Origin of the sequence: Paenibacillus sp. Lou8.1, assembly GCF_024213565.1 — a bacterium.
Taxonomy (GTDB): Bacteria; Bacillota; Bacilli; order Paenibacillales; family Paenibacillaceae; genus Paenibacillus; species Paenibacillus polymyxa_B.
Genome location: NZ_JANAVN010000005.1, coordinates 266,970 through 285,305, shown reverse-complemented (window position 1 = coordinate 285,305; position 18,336 = coordinate 266,970). Strand labels below are relative to the sequence as shown.

Below are 18,336 nucleotides of genomic sequence, written 5' to 3'. Positions count from 1 at the left end.
GGGCAATGCCTGAGTTCAATTGAGTGCTATTGCTAACAATAGTATTGAATTGTGCTTAGGCATTTTTTATTGGTAAAGGATGGGAGGGGGAACTTCAATGATTATTGAGAAGGTGCTCAATAACAACGTCCTATTGACTAAAAACGATAAAGGCAAAGAGGTCATCGTGATGGGAAGAGGTATTTCCTTCAAAAAGGTGGCTGGCGATCAAGTCGATGATGATAAAATAGATAAGATTTTCATGTTAAATGAAAACGAGTTCACGGCCAAACTAACCGAGTTGCTGAACGATATTCCTGTATCTCATCTGGAGGTCGTGAATGAAATTGTAAAGCATGCAACGGAAGTATTGGATACGGAGTTAAGCGATAATATTTATTTAACGTTGACCGACCATATTCATTTTGCCATACAACGGCAAGAAAAAGGACTGGCACTCCAAAACGCGATGCTGTATGAAATTAAACGCTTTTACAAAAAAGAATTTGCAGTTGGGCTGGATGCTCTCCAAAAAATTGAAAATACGCTCGGAGTAAAATTAGGCGAAGATGAAGCGGGATTTATTGCATTGCATGTGGTGAATGCACGGATCGACGGTAACGAAATGAAATCCACACTGAAAATGACCGAGATTGTTCAACATATCTTGAACATTATTACGTATCATTACGGAATTGTGCTGGATGAGTCTTCTTTTAGCTACTCGAGATTTTTGACACATTTGCAATATTTTGCGATGCGAGTGATTCGCAAAGAAGTCATTCACAGTGGTGAAGAATTTTTGTATAACCAGGTAAAGCAGACGTATACCGAAGCTTTTGCTTGTGCCCAAAAGATCAATGAATATCTGGAAAAAACATACGATCAATATTTAAGCAAGGATGAATACGTATATCTAACTATCCATATTCATCGCGTAACTGAACGTAATAACATATAAGACTAACAACTTCATACCTTCATCGTTCATGGATTGTGACTGGTAAGGCAGGCAAAACCTAAACTGATGGTGAAATCGACGTTCCTCTATAGGAGAGAGTGCGTAGTTTTCACCACGAGTTTAGGTTTTTCTTGTTTACAAGTTTAAAAAAAGATGCACGCCGGCGTATCTTAGCAACAGCTGTAAACAGTAAATCCTATCAGTAGCAAGAATAACCCATAAGGAGTTCTGAACATGAGTGATAAAGAACTATCTAAAAAAATAGTGACCCTCGTTGGTGGCGAAGAAAATGTCAATTCGGTATTCCATTGCGCTACACGCTTGAGATTTAAATTAAATGATCGTACAAAAGCAGACAAAGCCGCACTGGAAGCAACCCCTGGTGTCATTACAGTAGTGGAAAGCAGCGGCCAGTTTCAAGTGGTTATCGGCAACAATGTAGGTCAAGTGTTTGAGCATATGATGGCAGAAACAAATTTACAGGATGCTGACAATCCAAATGCGAAAAAGGAAGAGTCTTCCGAAAAAACGAATTTCCTTGGAAAAGCGGTCGATATCATTTCCAGCATTTTTTCTCCTCTTTTGGGAGCTCTTGCAGGGGCAGGTTTGCTCAAAGGGATTCTGGCATTAATTTTGTCGCTCCATTGGATTGATAATACAAGCGGTACGTATCTGATTCTGAACGCCGCTTCAGACAGTGTATTTTATTTCTTGCCTCTATTTCTGGCTATTACATCGTCCCGTAAATTTAAGACAAATGCCTTTGTATCTGTCGCAGTTGCTGGAGCCCTTGTCTACCCGGATGTTATTGCGGCGGTGGACAATCCGGCAAAACTGGCTTTTCTCGGGATTCCAATCATTTTAATTAAATACAGTTCCAGCGTAATCCCAATTATTCTCGCGGTATGGGTACAGTCCTATGTGGAACGCTGGTTCAATTCCTTTATCCATCAATCAGTTAAAAACATTATCGTACCTATGCTATCACTACTGGTCGTTGTTCCGTTGACGTTTTTGGCCTTTGGTCCAGTCGGTAACCTGATCAGTCAGGGCTTGGCGAACGGTTTTACATGGGTATACAATTTAAGCCCATTGATCGCCGGAGCTGTTGCCGGAGCATTCTGGCAAGTATTTGTTATTTTCGGCGTACACTGGGGCTTTGTTCCTATCATGCTGTCCAATATTGCAACATTGGGTTATGACACGATGCTTCCGATGCTTACAGCAGCTGTACTTTCTCAAGCCGGTGCAACACTGGGGGTATTCCTGAAATCCCGGAACACCCAGATGAAGGCTTTGGCTGGTTCCTCTACACTGGCAGCTGTATTCGGGATTACTGAACCAACGATTTATGGTGTAACTTTGAAATTGAAAAAGCCTTTCATTTATGCTTGTATTTCCGGTGGTATTGGGGGCGCTATTATCGCTTCTGGCGGAGCGACTGCAAAATCCTTCTCCCTGCCTAGTTTACTGGCGTTGCCAACTTATTTTGGAACTGGATTCTTGTGGGTAGTCATCGGTTTGCTCGTTGCCTTTGTACTCGCAGTTGTGTTGGTTATGATTTTGGGCTTTGATGATCCAAAAGAAGAAACTGCAAAAACAGAAGCTGCACCCGTAAAGAAAGAAGTGGCAATCGAGAAAGAAATTCTCGTAAGCCCACTGCAAGGTAAAGTATTGCCTTTGGAACAATCTTCTGATGTTGCTTTTGCTTCAGGTGCTATGGGGAAAGGAATCCTCATTGATCCTACAGAGGGTGTGCTGACATCTCCTGTCAATGGAACGATTACGACAGTATTCCCGACCGGACATGCAATCGGTATTACTTCCAATGACGGAGCAGAAATTCTGATTCACGTGGGTGTGAATACAGTGAAGCTGAAAGGACAATTCTTTGACAAGCGCGTTAAGGAAGGCGATGTGGTTAAGCAAGGACAACTGTTGCTTGAATTTGACATCGAGCAAATAAAGGCGGCAGGCTATATTACAGCTACACCAATTATCGTAACAAATTCCGCTCAATACCTGGATGTGTTGAACACAATGGAAACTGAAGTGAAGCGTGAGGATTACTTGTTGACTGTTGTGGTCTAACGTTTTAATTATCAGACTAAAGAAGCTTTCCCAACAATGGAAAGCTTCTTTTTTTATACATAATGAGACAAGTGTTACAGCTAGAAATGGAAATATCATTTACTGTAAGTGTAAGATTGTAAAAAAAGGAGGATTTCTGTGAAAAAAGGATATATCGCCGGGTTAAGTGTCATTGTATTACTTATCATTGGTATCGCTATTTCAGCTGTAGCTAAATTTCAAGACCTAGAGCAGGTTGTTCAACAAAAAGACAAAGAAATCCAAGCGAGCAAAAGCAATTACCCGGAAATATATGACCACTTGAATGCGGTTACATTTGAAAATTTTAAGAGTTTAATTCAACAGGATCGAAGTGTACTTGTCTATGTCGGCAGACCCAGTTGTGGCGACTGCAACCGGTTTGAGCCTAACTTTAACAAGATAATTGAGCAGTATAATCTAGGCTCTAAAATTACTTTTTTGAACGTTCACAAAATCCATAAGGACAAGTCCCAATGGAATAAATTCAAAGAGGATTACAATATAAAATACACCCCCACCATTGCAGAATTCAGAAATGGCAAACTGGTTGATAAAATAGAATGGACGCCTAAAAGAGACCTCAGTACGGACGCCGTAAAAGAGTGGCTGACTTCCAAGAAAATTATTTTATAAGTCTCTTTTCTATTCATCTTATTACAAACACAAAGAACTGTTTATGCAAAAAAAAGGTATTCATGTCTATAATGCATGAATACCTTTTCTTAGGAATGCACAGGTCATCTAAGCTCTAATAAAAAATAGTTCCTCCTACTCTTCACTGCCTTCTGATAAACGCTCATTCATATCTATCAGTCCCTATATTGTAGACACTTCATAGAGTATGGTCGTCAATCGAATCAGGAAATTCATATCGGATAATATCTGTTTCGGATACGATATGTCCGATTTGTGACTCAATGAATTCTAAATCTCCCTCTACTGCCCCTATAAAATGCTTTGTACCGGGTTCTACGACAATAACCTCACCTGGGCTGACTATCTGTGTCACACCATTGATAGAGACACTTCCGGTTCCAGAAACTATGGTCCATACTTCTTTACGGTACTGGTGCTCATGATAGCTGATAAATCTTCCGTTCGATATGACCACGCGTTTGGTCACTGTCTGCAATCCACTTGCCGCCTGCTGATGGGATAATACAGTTTGCTTTCCCCAGAAGCGCTCTTCAAAACGCGGGCCGATTTCAATTTCCGCCACCATATCCTTAATTCCTGTTGACGACTGTCGGTCCGTAACCAGCACGCCATCTGGACCAGCAACGACAATAATGTCCGGGACATTCCAGATGCTAACCGGAATCTCCAGTTCATTGATGATATGCGAGTCATGTGAAGCTTCTGAAATATATCCTGGGCCACTTAGCTTCGAACTTACTTCCCGCACCAACGAATCCCATGTGCCCAAGTCTCTCCACTCTCCATGGTATGGAAGCACGGAGAGCTTATGAGTATGCTCTACTACTGCAATATCGAAGCTAGTTTTAGGCAAGTCTGCATAATTTGTCGAAAGAGAATTGTAGTCGGCTGGTAAACCCATTTGCTCCAGAATATCCAACAAAAAGCCCAGTCTAAAAGCAAACACCCCGCAATTCCATAAGGCCCCTTCGCGGATCAACGCTTCTGAACGGATCATATCCGGCTTTTCTACAAATGAACTAACTCTATAATATGGCTGGTCAAGTGAAGAAGAGGCTGAAGGCACAATATATCCGTATTTATCAGAGGGCTCCGTTGGAGCAGCCCCCATTAATGCGATATGGCTTCCTGATTGCTCTAATATTGAAGGAAGCCTGCGCAGATGTTCAAAAAATTCATCCCCCGCATACCCGTCCACAGGCATGACCCCTACGATCTCGTCGCGTGATGCGCCTGCAACATCATGCAAGTAGGCCGTAGCCAGGGAAATGGCCGGGAAGGTATCCCGCTGAGTCGGCTCCTCAATGACTACAGCACCTCCGCCAATTTGCCCCCGGATCAGCTCGGCCTGAGTTCCACTCGTCGAAAAATAGGCCTTATCTGCCAAATTCGCGTCATCTAATTGCCTCCATATTCGTTGCAGCATACTTTCGGGCCGTTCGTCGTGACGTAGTATGGAAAGAAACTGCTTGGGACGGTTCACATTGGATAAGGGCCATAGACGTTTACCCGAACCTCCAGATAATAAAATCATTCGCAAAGATGCAACCTTCTTCCTGTAAATTAATATTTTTCTTACATTATAGGACTGTTCGATTTTCGCATTTCTGCCGAATACATAAGTATGTATTATCGTGGCAAATACATGATTATGCAATGCTATTGTATCTTTGTCTGTACAGGAGATGTCAGTCATGCCCATAAAAATACTCGTCATTGAAGATCAAAAAAGTTTGGCAGATATGATTGCTCTTCATCTTCAGGAGGAAGGCTATCATACCGAGCTTATTTATGACTCTAAACTTGCAATTCCTACACTTATGCGTTTTAAGCCGGATATTATTGTGACCGCTCTGATGTTTTCCGGTAAAGTCGAATGTGCGCTGATCAGCCAAATCCGTCAATTTACCACAGTCCCTATGCTGGTCATCTCTAATAACACCGTGCTGAATATAAGAATAAAGGCTCTGGATGACGGAGCAGATGACTTCTTATGCAAGCCGTTCAGTCTAATAGAGTTAAATGCCCGTATCAAAGCCCTGCTGCGCCGCTGCGGCCGCAACATGCTCACTGAATCGCAAACGGTAACTCAAAAGATTAAAAAGGTAAGGATTTGGGTGAATGATTACCGTCATTGTCTGTTAGTCGATGACCAAGAAATAGAAGTTACTCAAATCGAATTTTCTATTATAAAAGAGATGTCCTGCTATCCAGGTAAAGTCTTTACCCGCAGTGAGCTGATGGATCGGATCAAAGGCGGAGATGGCGCTTATCTGGATCGCACTATCGACGTACATATTTCCAGCCTCCGCAAAAAAATAGAACGTGACCCTAAAAATCCTCAGCACATCCGTACTGTATGGGGCAGAGGCTACAAATATGAGATGTAGCCGTATCATGGCTACCCATTTCCCCACTGAGCAGCTTGCTTTTTATGGAAGCTTTCGCTTCTTCCATCGCCGATAAGGAAGAAAACAAGCTGCTCCACCCAGTATCCCTATGAGGAATAGCACCCAGCCGAAACGGTAGGCGGAAGCCAGAATAACGACGACTTTCCCGTTTCCGTTACCATCGGTAATGAATCCGGTAGTCACTCCATTGACGGACAGACGGGCTCGCTGATTTTCGCTACCCAGCCTGAACTCCCACAGTGGATTGGGTGATTCGGTCTCCCGGATCAGCACCTGCTCATGCGTTGGATTATATAGCGTAAAACTGCGTTCCATGGAATTTTCACGAGTAGCCTGAATGCTTTCCGAAGTGTGGGGAGCCATAAAAAAGGTATCCAAATCCGTTCCCTCAAACAACGTAAATTGATCCACAGTAATCATCGCTTGATAAGGGATGATGGAATATTGCTTCATTTGAAATAAGCCTGACTGCTTCTTGTGCGCGTGCGCCAAAATCTGAAACTGCATCAAGGCAGTTCCTGCCGGAGCCTTCACAATTTGATCGTAATGATTCCATTGTTCCTTATCTCTCTCCTCCACCTCATCAATATAGGAGGTTTGGAGAACCTGGGACGCTTTATTCAAAAAAATGACCTTCATATGCCGACTTCCAATTTGTTCTGATCGCGCATCCAACTGCACGGCATACTCTTGCAGCGGCTCTGCCTTCATTTTCTTGGACGCATAAATATTCCAGTCACAGGAATAGCTAGGTGCGTAACGAATAGACAGTCCTGTGTCCTTGATTGACATATTCGTCTGACCAGGTCGAATATCCGCCACACATCCGACATCCGTCGTGCTCAATGATTCCTTCGTATCCTCCCCAGGCCTCACCGTCACTTCCTGCCCGCCCATTCGATGAATATCTCCAAAACGGCTCAATGACGGCACCTGACTATCCAGGACAAGGGTTAAGTGATACTTCCCCTTGGTTAGGAACAGATTTTTAAATTCGACTCGGCCATAGTCATTCAGCAGACCGGGAATCTGTATGATTTTCTTGGCAAAACCATCCTGATTGGGCACCGTTTCAATAACCTGCTTTTCGGATAAAGAGGAAGCAGGTAACCACTTATACAACTCCCTCGTATGAATCGTTCTGGTCAACACCTCTCCAGTCTCTTCATTCGTCCACTTCATCGTTAATGACCCCTGGTACCCGGCGGGGAGATTAGCCAAAATAGCTGTGGCATAGGTTCCCGTTTTGGCGACTTCCACATCCCTGCTTAACGTCCCCTTCTGATAGCTGATTCCCCGCCCCATACTAAGTCTTGGTAAAGCACGCTCCGTCTGCACATTCCCTTCGGCGTTAAAATCGTTTTCTGCCTCCAAGGTGAAAAAGAGCTTGCCCCGCTTCAATGCCTGCTCCACGGGAAAAGATAGCTGATCTAGCTGGTCTGTAGGCACAATCGCAAATTGATTGACCGCATTAAAGCCTTGCAGGTTATTAACCGTGACCGGGGTATCTCCTTTGGGAAAGGCATGCACTCCCAGATCGATCCATTGGAATTGGTTCAAGCCATCATCCTGAGTTTTGATATTAACCACTTTGTCGGGCAGTGTGACTTGCAATTTCCCGCCTGTCTTATTCATAAACACTCTAGCATATACATGCGAGGTTTGAGGTTGGTCCAGTTTTTTGTGCATCGTAAACGTATTAGGCTTGCTGTATTGCCCCAAATCACGCAGCTGGATATCATGAATCCACCAGTAATTTTTTTGCTGTGGACGCTGTAAGGTTAACAAATCCATTCGCATCCAATAGCTGCCTGGCGGCGAAACGTATTCCCCGTAAAATTTCACACTGTCAAAATTATATCCCTCCGAGGGCGCCACAACATAGCTAACCCCCAGCTCACGCATTTGCTTATCGTAAAATCTCATTTTTACATGCATTTTGTTCGTCCCGCGGCCAGAAACAGTGATTTGGAACTGATACGGATTATTCTCCTTGGCTTCCAGCAAACCCGATCTAGCGACCTGCCATATATTACTCGGGTCTCCCTTCATAATTTCGCCATGCAGAGTGGGCACATCATTCAATTCCTCACGGGGATTAGCCTGCACACTGAACAACTGCGGATTATCCGGCTTGAAGAAGGTTTCGGTCCGCAACATGGAATCAAAGTCCACGACCGTCTTCCCATCGATGCTGCTCATCTGATACGGGGCCACATCCAGCTTCTTACTGGCAAAGGTAACCGCAATCCCTGCATCCATTTCCATATCGAACGGAAAGTTCCGTATATTTTGGGAGGATAAATACCATAACCAATCGTTGGTCGAGGCAAAGGTTTTGGACCATTTTAAAAAGGCATTACCATCCTCAATGGCATCAAAAGGCCGTAAGTAATCCTCTGCTGGAAGCTGTGACAACAGCAAGTCATTAAAGGACGCCGCTTCCACATAATCCCCTTTGTTAATCGTCTGGATGGTTTTTAGCTCAGGCCTTAACGCACTGAACAGCACTCCAAAGCGGTTAAAATCAAAACCAGGCAGATGACTGTAGCTCTCCAGTCGGCTAAAACCGTAAGGAGTTACAATTTTACTCGCAAGGATGTTCATATAGGGCGGTGTCTGATCGAGATTGAATATGGAAAATAGCCCGTTTTGGTACGTACGTTTCAGCCCGGTCTGACCTTCCAGCTGAGACAGGTGGAAATCCTGCCGCTTCTCCTGCCCCACATATTCATCATGGTAGACCAACTGGTTGACCCCAAAGGTAGAGAACAGCCAGCCTAATCGGGAGCTTAATCCGTTGTCCATAACATACTGCAGAAAATTCATATAGTATGTAATGCCGGGATCATTCCCCTCATGATGAAAGATCGTATTTTTAGGAGAAGAGTATACCTGAAAATCTCCGGTTGCCTTCTCGTTTGCGGTCTTCCCTTTATTCCATTTGGGCGTGGCTACTCCGTTATAGCTCTGAATCATATTGTCAGCAATCGGAAAGTATAATGCCTTGCTATCGAAACGATCCGGGTCAGTCAGCTTTTCAGCCATTTGACTATAAGCCTCCGGCACTTGTACCGGCTTGTAGTACCCCTCAATGAACTGAGTACGCAAGGGAGCAAAATATACCCCGAGGCACAAGACAACGATAACTACTGCTAGCTTTTTATATACACGCTGCAACGGGGATGATCCGAACCATTCCATAAATTGAATGACACCAAAGGTCAGCAACACCCCGAAATTAAGGGCAATCAGTCCAATAAATTTGTTAGGGTCACGGAAAACCGAACCAATCACAGGGGTTTTCGTAACCAAAATGACAAACCACTTGGCAATGGATGGGAACGTCGTCCCGGTAGCTGCAACCAGAAACAGCAGCGTAAGCAGCGAGAAGATCAGAATGATCGGATTTTTATGTGAACGTGTCACCATCGCATACCCGATCAATAGCAACAAAAATCCCCCTCCTACATAAAACATGCTAGGCAGTGAGGACAAGGAAAACATGGGCCACCAATAGCTCAGTAAATAACCTACGTTATATAAACTGCTGTTGCGGCTGAACAGAGATAAGGTATCCACGACGTTGATATTATGCTGAGACGCTTGAGCGTCCATCAACATGCTACCGACATATAGAGACAACCAATAAAAACTGAGCAGACCAAAAAAGACGCCAAAAATGATCCCTTTACGCAAAAAATTGCCGTATAACGGCTGCAAATAGCTGCGACCAGCCTTTCGGTGGGTCCAGGTTAGTTTGATCAATAGCAACAAGGTGAACAATCCCAAATAAATCATGCCAAAGAAAAAATAATGAATGGCCGCAGCACTAACGGTGAATACCGCAGCCAACAGAAACAGGTCGATCCAGTTTCGCTGATACAACTTGTGGGGATGATAGTTTTTAATTTGTTGAATTTGAAATTTGGGGTCCACCGCACTAAAAAAGAATCGCAGCATTAACGGAAACAAACTATATCCACAGAGCAAATAAATATGCTGAATGCGGAAAATAACCCACGGATTCAGCGCATAAAACAACGAGCCGACCATGATGGCAAAAATACGGGTCTTCGTAAAGCTTGGTGAATAATACACGCTAACCAGACGCTTGGCAAAGGCATACATCGAAAATGCCGAAACAAATAACAAGCCTGTAATAAACGACTTGAGCAAGACCGGGCCGCTTTCGTCAAATAAGAGTGACAGTCCATAGAAGGGCAAGATGTACAGGATACGTGGAGCATTGAACAAGGTCGAGGTAGACCATCGCTCGTTCCATACTCCGGTTATTTCCTCCAGATACCGATGAGAGGTGGCTCCAAAAGCAATGTCGCTAAACACAATTTGCCCTGGTCCATAGATGGGTGCAAGATATGCAACAATCGCAATCAGCATCAACATCATTGCCGCCATATCGTAGCGGTAGCGAAATATCCATTTTTTCATGCTTGTCCCCCTCTCTTGAACTTCTCGTATATCTGTCGGTTATCTTGGGTCTATCTTCTCAAACGAACAATTGCCTGCAAGCCCTGATCGGTATTACGCAGCTTTAAACGACCGCCTATGGTCTTCAGGTATGCATCCATATGATACAGGCTGAACGCATGCTCCTGCGAGTTTTGGGAATAGCCTGGCTGGAAATAGCTCCAACGCATTTTATCATCAATCCCGCCGCCCGTGTCTTCAATGTTAATAATAATTTCTCCTTCTTCCAGCCGTGAACTAACCTTAAGCACTTGAGATTGCCGCTTGGACCGCAGACCTGTTCGGCCCTTTTCCTGATTCTCAGGCTGCTCCACACCTTGGCCCATGGCCTGCACTGCATTTTCCAGCAGCCCCTGAATCGTTTTGTACAGCATGGGTGCTTGTGCTGCAATTGATGGAACAGGCTCTTGCCGCAAGATCACTTGAATGTTCTTCATATTCAATGAACGGTTCGCCCATTTCAGCGACTCAGACAATACTTCATTCATATCTGTAAAGCTAATTCCACTATTATCATGCATCTTCTCTTCCAGCTCATCGCGCAAGCTACGAACTCCCGTCAGTAACTCTCCCAGTGAGGATTCCTGTCTAAGACGACCCTGGATGAAATTTTCATTTAACTCGCGAAAATACTCCAGTTCCTCATGAGAGGCTCCTTTTCCCTGACTCGAAGCCGCTTCAAAGCGGTTTGCTAGATCATGATAAAATCCCAGTAGCTTCAAATCATCACCGCCTGTGAGACGGCTAGTCTGCTCCTGCAGCTCTTGTAGCTGCTGCTCAATCGTCTGCATTAACGGCAAATAATAGGTGTCCTGCTGCTGTCGCATATCTTCATCTCGCCGTTGGTCACGCACCTGATTGTTCACGATGGCATCCTTTACAATCCGTTTGCGGAACTGTACGAGCATGGTCCACAGAATGAACAATATCAGAACCATGGCCATCCATAACTGTTTGCGAAAGGAGCTGATTCGCTGAGCTGTATCCTCACTGACATCCTTAACCGATATGTAAAGGGCCTCTTCCCCAATGCGGCTGAATCCTATTCCGTGTTTCTCTCCGCCATCTTCGATGATACCTGTATTGCCTTCCAGCAGCCTACGGGTTACGCCCGTGATGTCCGTTCGGTTAATATCCGAAGTACTTCGGGAAGCTACGACCTTAAATTGACCGTTATAAAATAAAGTCTCATGCTGGTTAATCGGTTTACTTTTAATAATCCCGCTGAGCATATCAGCGTCAACCGTGCGCACCATAAAACCGCCCATCTGCGCCCCTTGAATCCTGCATGCTATATACTGGGCAGGCTGATGATCCTCTGTCACAAAAGAGCTTACTGCACAACCATTTTGCAGCCATTTAATCTGCTGGACTACACTTTTCATCTCACGATTGTCTCGTCCGACCATCACATGGTACTGCTCATCCAGCACATAAAAGGCCCCGCTTTCACGCTTAAAACCCTCAGGATACTGGCGTGTTCCCTGATTCAGCATATCTCTGCCCAGACTGGACGACAGCTCCTTCAGTTCAGCCTGCCATGCGGCATAACGCTCGGTTATGCTGCTAGAAAGTTCCTGTACCTCATACTGGAGCTGTTCGTTCTGAATCTCCGCCAAGTGAACACTGAATTGTCGCACGACAAACCATTGAAGCACGGCGGCCAAAAACACTGTCACACCCAGAACGATCAGGTACAGGATCAGCTTTTGCCAACCTGGTTTCAACAAAGCCCATTGTTTCATGCTTCCCTGTCCCCTCCATTTTGTTCAAGACGGCTCAAAATAGCCTGCATCAGGCATTCCAGCTCGTAGCTGACCAGCGGTAGCCGTGCGCATAGCAACCGGGGAGTGCGACGCTGGAGGGCAGCAAACCTCGCAGCGGTTTCCGTTGCCCCGTCCGTCAGTAGGATCAACTCGCATGTTTTTGCGATATATAAGCGATCCAACTCTTCCTCCCCGTATTCTCGCAGATCAACAACGTAAATATCATGGCGATCGTCCATATGCTGAAGTGCGCTGGAGACAGCCAGGGTCACTCCTGTATGCCGTGCAGCATGATACTGATGAAGGAGACGCATACCTTTTTCCCAGAGGGCATGTTCAGCCGAATCAAATCGTTCACAAAAAAGACGCAACGCCCGTTCTGTATTGACATCTTTCAAAAATGCCAAAACGCTGATATTATACATGTAGTTCCTCATTTCTTACTTCCTGATTGGAGTTGCGCAGTTCTTATGACACCCCAAAACATTCTATTTGTTGACGACAGCCCTATGGTTCTGTCCCTGCTCGAACGGACCTTGACGCAAGAAGCATTTACCTTACATACCGCTCACACGCCCAAAGAAGCCTTACAAGTGCTGGAACAGCACCCGATTGATGTGGTCGTTTCCGATCTGCTCATGCCTGGTCTGGATGGGATTACCTTCCTTCGCATGATTAAGAAGGATTATCCACATATCGTACGAATCATTTTGTCTGGTCACCTGCATACGCAGTCCATTTTATCGGCGATTAATCAAGTCGGTGTGTTCCGTTTTTTGACGAAACCGCTGGAGTTGGATGATGATACGCTAAAGAAAATACTGTATGAGGCGCTTGATCAGGCCAAACTCAACCGAAATAGCCTGCATGCAGAACAGAACGTAGCTTCCGACCTGTCAGCATTTATAGACAGCATTTTGAACGCTCCGTACCGACCCTATGTGCTACTGAATGAACAAGATATCGTAACCGCTGTACACATTGCACTCGCTGAGCTGTATCCTGTCGGCTGCTCACTACGTCATCCTGACGGGGAAGGTATTCAGTTAACCACGCATTCATTATATATACCGTATGAGGAGTCGGAATCTTCCGATCCCGACCTGTACACGCTGGATACGCTGACCCTCGGCCATTCATCGTTACGCCTTATCCGCCTTAGCGAGATCGCCTGAGTGACGGGTGCCGCCCTTTAACACGGCGGCTACCCCAATCACAGTCAGGCATACATACATCCACAACATCCCCATCGTCAGCAAGGGGTGACAGATATAGTTTTTCAAATTCCCCCATGTGTACAGTACCGGACGGAAGAAGTACCAACGTTCCAGCGCCTTTCGCAATCCGCCCTCTTCAGATGACACCGTACGATCCATCACCGAAAAGTAGTAGGCTTTTTTACGTAATACATCGTGCAGATACACCTGTTTTTCATCATGGTATACCCGTGTAAATACCGCCCGGCGAATAACTCCGCCAGACTCTATATAACGCAAGGTTGGCTGTATTTCTTCAAAAGCAATCTGCTCCACATTAAACCCGCCCGTCGATTCATAAGCGCTCATTCGCCAGAAGCGTGCCGCTTCAATGGAGCGTTTTCCCAAGGTTTCACCCGCATTGTTAATCACATTTCGCTCAAAAACTTTCACTTTGGAAAAAAAATTGTCCGCTTCCGAATACGCCTCCTCCGGAATGACCAAGGCGCCAATATCCTGATGATCGTCAAAAAAGTCGATGCTCTGCTGAATCAGATGTTCGGCTAAAATCATATCGGAATCCAATACAAATATGTATTCGGCCCCCAAGTGTTTCGCTTCCTCAACCGCCCTGACCCTAGCGACTCCCCGCTCCCCATGGGGAAGCGCCAGTACCGTTACGGGTACTGAACTCCCTGCCGACAGCATACGAATCGTCTCGACGGTCCGATCATTGGAGCCATCATCAGCAATTACAATATGCAGATCCTTGTAATTTTGCCCCATACAGCTTCGCAAACAAGGCTCTATCGTCCGCTCATTGTTGTACGTGGAGAAGAGAATGACCACTTTGTCCACTCTGTTCCGCCTCCTCTACCCAATCTTCCATCAACTGCTCAAACGCAGCAGCCGTATAATCAAAATGGAATCTTAACGCATATTGATACGCCCGCTCACGGATGGCCATGTAATCTTCGCCGCCCTTCGCTGCTCTTTCCATTTGTTCAGATAATCCCCGGATGTCGCCGTGAAAGCATAGATACCCGCTTTTTCCGAAATCCGTTGCATCCACCAGCCCCGGTGAATTGCTGACAATGCTAGGGGTTCCAACGGCTGCCGCTTCGGTAATCGTCAACCCCCAGCCCTCACGCAAGGAAGGAAACACTAGCGCGTGGGCACGACTCATCAGCTCCAGCTTAAGCTCTGCTGAAACAAATCCGTAAAAGGTAATATCGGCTTGCGATTGCCCCTGTTCATCCGGTTCTCCGTATGTTAATCCATATCGTTTCATAATCGGCAACAATTGTTCTGCCACATAGGTTTTATCGGTTTTTCCGGCAATCCATAACATAGCCTGAGGGAACTTTTCCTTGAGCTGCCCAAAGGCCTCAACGACCAGATCGATCCCTTTATATTTGACGAAGCGCCCAGCATACATGAAGGTCGGATTAGGCTCCTTCGTTAAAAATTGTTCGCGTGGCCAATGATCAAACTCAATGCCTTCCGGTAAAAGATGGACACGATCCGGGTGAAAGCCCAGCTTAAGTAGATCGTATCGAGTAGACGGAGATACCGTAAGCGTCCGATCCTTACGAGCCAGCTTAAGCATCAAGGGCTCCATATGAAACCCAATAATATTTAGCGGGAATTTGGCGTTCTCAAACCATATTTCCCTTGTTAGCTGATGTATGAAAAAGATCCGCTTGGATGCCTCCACCCAAAATCGGGTAAAGAATTGATGCGTATTCGCCTGGTTAATCACATAGTCGATCTTCCTTCGATGACGACGGTAATAGCGCATCGCATAATAAATAACACTGTATATGTTCCCTTTTCGAATATACGTAATACCGTCAATAACTTCATGCTCAGGCATCCCCTCAAATTGGGGTGAAAAATGAATGAACTGGAAGCGGCCTTGCTGTGAGCGTTTAAGCATTTCGTGGGTGAAAATTTCTGCTCCCCCGCTTTTAGGTGAACGAATGTCACGCCAGGAAAGCAATAGAACTACGGTTTTACCGTCCTGTTCATGTATGGTATTCATGGGGTAAATCCCCCTTTATCTTTATTTTGAACAAATGCACATAGGCGTCTATCACAAAGTAGAGAGCCATAGCTCCATAAACAATGAACTCAGATAGCAAAAAATCCACCGGATCTGTGTGGGCAATATGAAAGGCTACTAATAAGGCAGCGGCTCCTGCCATCAGACTGAACATAAATTTGCGTCTGCCCACCAATACGTGCATATGCACAAAAAACAGCACGATGGAAAATAGCCAGTACACCCAGCCACCCCATGGAATATAGGCCTCGGCCGATTGGTAAGAGGCTCCGAATAATATGGGAATAGAGGATGGGAACACAAAGGTCGTGCCCACATATACACAGATCGCAGCTACAGCCATTAATCCGGCATAGACGGCAATCAACTTGCCCAAAGCTTGGCGGTCATGCCCCTGCGCACCGATCTTTGGAATAAAAGCAGCAATGAGGCTATACGAAACGTAATAAACCAACTGGCTGTACTTCAGCGCAATGGCATAGCTGCTGGCCTGCTCGGGAAAGTAATGCTGTACATACAACATGTCGATGGAGATACAAAACAAAATAAATAAATTCGTCATAAGGCTATCGGTGAAATCCTGACTCAATGATTTCCATAGCCCAGAAGGGATATGTTCTCCACTGTATGTGAATAGGGACAAGCCGCGAGCCGAAACGATCCAGCCGTGGAGCAGCGACAGCAACATTCCTCCACAGCTCGCTAACAGTAGCGCTTCCAGCTTTAACCCTAGTGCAGCTAGAACAAAAAACAGGCTCAGCTTCCCTAATACCTCAATGTAATAGTTCACATTGAGCGCCAACATGCGTTCCCTGCCTTGTAAATCTCCGCGGCACGAACTCACCAGAATATGCAGTCCGATCAAGCCATATAGCATGAACAGCGGGCCGGATTCGACGCCTAATAGCGAACGCAGTAACGGATGAAAGATGAGTAAAATGATCATGGCAAGCACGGTTAGCACCAGAGGTGCTTTGAGTAATAAAGAACCGAGCGGTAAGCTTCGTAGCGCAAGCTTTTGGTCTCCCTTAGAGACCAGTTTGGCAGTTAATAGCTGGATGGATAAACCCAAAACGGATAAAAGCGCAAAAAGCGCCAGCAGCGCATTCGCCTGGCCATAAGCTTGTCCGGTAAGATACCAGCTCGCTGCAATGTGGAAGAAAAAATTAAATCCGTTAAGCAGCACATTAAAGAGAGGAAACATCAAAGATCGTACTCGGTTGTACACGTTGTTATCTCACCCGCCGATCCAGTCGCCAAATATCAATGATGGAGCGCAAAAAGCGAATAGAATCCTTCCAGACATGGATGTGCGAGCCATCCCGGTCAATACATTTGACGGGTAATTGCAGCACACGAAGCTGGAGTCGCTTGGCAATAAACATCATTTCCAAATCCAACGCCAGTCCCAGCTGTTCCTTTAAATGCGGAAACATTCGCTTCACTGCAACCGAACTCATCACTTTAAGCCCAGTCTGGGAATCCACTACACCTGTGGGTAAAAAAGGACGGGAAATGACTCGCTTACCAAAGCTGACGACAGATCGCAATAAAGATCGATTCTCAGCGGTCATATCCTTGGTTCCGATCACGACATCATAATAGCCCTGCTGAACAACATTAATCATTCTGGCAATATCCTCAATAAAAAAGGAGTCATCTGCGTCCACAAATACGTAGTAATCCGCACCAATGGTCCGCATCCCTTCCAGATACGTCCCTGCCTTACGTGTATTGCGTCCCAATTCCCTTGTTTGAAGTAGCGGGCTAAGATTCTGATTAATCCGGTTTACGGACAAGTCCGTGGCTGCCTCCAGCGCTTTAATCAAGGCATTCGTACCATCGTAGCTACCATCATCAATGAGATAAATCGAACCTTCAATAATATGGCTGCGGATAAAGACCTGCAATCGTTCAGCAAAGGTTTTGACATGAACAAAACGTTGCTCTTCGTTATATACAGACAAGATAAATGCAATATGTTGGCTTTTGGTCGAATACTCGGGATAGAGCAAGCTTTGTATTTCCGAAAGCATTTCTTCGTTGTCATTGGCTTGCCAAAATAGCAGCCGCAAACGACCTACTCCGATGATTTGCACCATATGCTGATCACTGAACGGAAATGTTACATCCGTCACCAGTAACAATGGCATTTGCGGAAATTGGCTACGGATCTGATTGGCTTTCCGCACTGCCTGCCCCGGCTCCCTATAATCAATCAGGCAACAACATGCGTTCTCGTAGACTGAAGCTGCCTCCGTGTCCTCGCACTGTATATATTGGTAAAAACAAATCACATTGGGATAATCAATAGCCCTGTCGTTATCGCTAAAAATGGCTATAGGTCCCTGCACACAAACCTCTCCTTTTCCTCCGAATAGTTCTATTTTGTTGAAAAAGAATTAAGAATGTTTGCTTATAGGAGTTAAATTAATGTCCAAATACTTCATATTTCCTTAACAAAATAACTGACACTCCATGATATATATGGAGATAAGAGAAGAAAAACTAATTTTCATATTTGATAAAAACAGAGCATTTAGACCTGATTCATTAGAACCAAAATCATCAGGAATGGTTAGCGAATCTATATTGAAAGTTAGTTCTTTTATATCATTAGAAAGAAACAAATATGGTTATTTTGTCATAGATAAATGCAAGAATAAAACATATTTGCACGTCCATACTATGGACAACA

General features: G+C 45.1%; 13 protein-coding genes. 5 read left to right on the top strand and 8 right to left on the bottom strand.

Annotated features, from left to right (window positions below; all coding sequences use genetic code 11):
• Positions 1-97 precede the first annotated feature (97 nt).
• The 3 genes from licT to NLX78_RS09500 all read left to right on the top strand — a co-directional run bounded on the left by licT (position 98) and on the right by NLX78_RS09500 (position 3,685).
• The gene (licT, locus tag NLX78_RS09510; protein WP_235308579.1) at positions 98-940 is read left to right on the top strand and encodes a BglG family transcription antiterminator LicT; all 843 of its coding nucleotides are present in this window, start codon (positions 98-100) and stop codon (positions 938-940) included.
• Between the two features lie 234 nt (positions 941-1,174).
• On the top strand, positions 1,175-3,031 hold the full coding sequence (locus NLX78_RS09505) for a beta-glucoside-specific PTS transporter subunit IIABC (RefSeq protein WP_254350241.1): 1,857 nt from the start codon (positions 1,175-1,177) through the stop codon (positions 3,029-3,031).
• A 138-nt stretch (positions 3,032-3,169) separates the two neighbouring features.
• Positions 3,170-3,685 carry a thioredoxin family protein gene (locus NLX78_RS09500; protein ID WP_254350240.1) on the top strand — a complete coding sequence of 172 codons (516 nt, stop codon included), beginning with the start codon at positions 3,170-3,172 and terminating at the stop codon, positions 3,683-3,685.
• A gap of 199 nt (positions 3,686-3,884) precedes the next feature.
• Here the strand turns inward: NLX78_RS09500 and NLX78_RS09495 are convergent, their stop codons facing one another.
• Entirely contained in the window at positions 3,885-5,243 is a 1,359-nt protein-coding gene (locus NLX78_RS09495; protein WP_254350239.1) for a sugar phosphate nucleotidyltransferase, read from the bottom strand.
• Positions 5,244-5,403: 160 nt separating this feature from the next.
• Here NLX78_RS09495 and NLX78_RS09490 point away from each other — a divergent pair, with 160 nt between their 5' ends.
• Positions 5,404-6,099: a response regulator transcription factor gene (locus NLX78_RS09490; RefSeq protein ID WP_061828838.1), complete on the top strand. Its 696-nt coding sequence runs from the start codon at positions 5,404-5,406 to the stop codon at positions 6,097-6,099.
• A gap of 42 nt (positions 6,100-6,141) precedes the next feature.
• Here the strand turns inward: NLX78_RS09490 and NLX78_RS09485 are convergent, their stop codons facing one another.
• The 3 genes from NLX78_RS09485 to NLX78_RS09475 are packed head-to-tail and all read right to left on the bottom strand — an operon-like array spanning position 6,142 to position 12,802.
• The gene (locus tag NLX78_RS09485) at positions 6,142-10,572 is read right to left on the bottom strand and encodes a hypothetical protein (protein ID WP_254350238.1); all 4,431 of its coding nucleotides are present in this window, start codon (positions 10,570-10,572) and stop codon (positions 6,142-6,144) included.
• 50 nt (positions 10,573-10,622) lie between these two features.
• The gene (locus NLX78_RS09480; RefSeq protein WP_254350237.1) at positions 10,623-12,356 is read right to left on the bottom strand and encodes an ATP-binding protein; all 1,734 of its coding nucleotides are present in this window, start codon (positions 12,354-12,356) and stop codon (positions 10,623-10,625) included.
• The gene (locus tag NLX78_RS09475; RefSeq protein WP_023990008.1) at positions 12,353-12,802 is read right to left on the bottom strand and encodes a hypothetical protein; all 450 of its coding nucleotides are present in this window, start codon (positions 12,800-12,802) and stop codon (positions 12,353-12,355) included. The genes NLX78_RS09480 and NLX78_RS09475 overlap by 4 nt, the downstream gene beginning before the upstream one ends.
• A gap of 45 nt (positions 12,803-12,847) precedes the next feature.
• Here NLX78_RS09475 and NLX78_RS09470 point away from each other — a divergent pair, with 45 nt between their 5' ends.
• On the top strand, positions 12,848-13,552 hold the full coding sequence (locus tag NLX78_RS09470; protein WP_069290230.1) for a response regulator: 705 nt from the start codon (positions 12,848-12,850) through the stop codon (positions 13,550-13,552).
• On the opposite strand, the gene NLX78_RS09465 is transcribed toward NLX78_RS09470, so the two are convergent.
• The 4 genes from NLX78_RS09465 to NLX78_RS09450 are packed head-to-tail and all read right to left on the bottom strand — an operon-like array spanning position 13,520 to position 17,992.
• Positions 13,520-14,431 carry a glycosyltransferase family 2 protein gene (locus NLX78_RS09465; RefSeq protein ID WP_254350236.1) on the bottom strand — a complete coding sequence of 304 codons (912 nt, stop codon included), beginning with the start codon at positions 14,429-14,431 and terminating at the stop codon, positions 13,520-13,522. The two genes, NLX78_RS09470 and NLX78_RS09465, sit on opposite strands and share 33 nt — an antisense overlap.
• On the bottom strand, positions 14,391-15,617 hold the full coding sequence (locus tag NLX78_RS09460; protein ID WP_254350235.1) for a glycosyltransferase family 4 protein: 1,227 nt from the start codon (positions 15,615-15,617) through the stop codon (positions 14,391-14,393). Before NLX78_RS09460 ends, NLX78_RS09465 begins: the two co-directional genes overlap by 41 nt.
• Entirely contained in the window at positions 15,601-16,866 is a 1,266-nt protein-coding gene (locus NLX78_RS09455; RefSeq protein ID WP_254350234.1) for a polysaccharide biosynthesis protein, read from the bottom strand. The genes NLX78_RS09460 and NLX78_RS09455 overlap by 17 nt, the downstream gene beginning before the upstream one ends.
• A 4-nt stretch (positions 16,867-16,870) precedes the next feature.
• Positions 16,871-17,992: a glycosyltransferase gene (locus NLX78_RS09450; RefSeq protein WP_061828845.1), complete on the bottom strand. Its 1,122-nt coding sequence runs from the start codon at positions 17,990-17,992 to the stop codon at positions 16,871-16,873.
• Positions 17,993-18,336 lie beyond the last annotated feature (344 nt).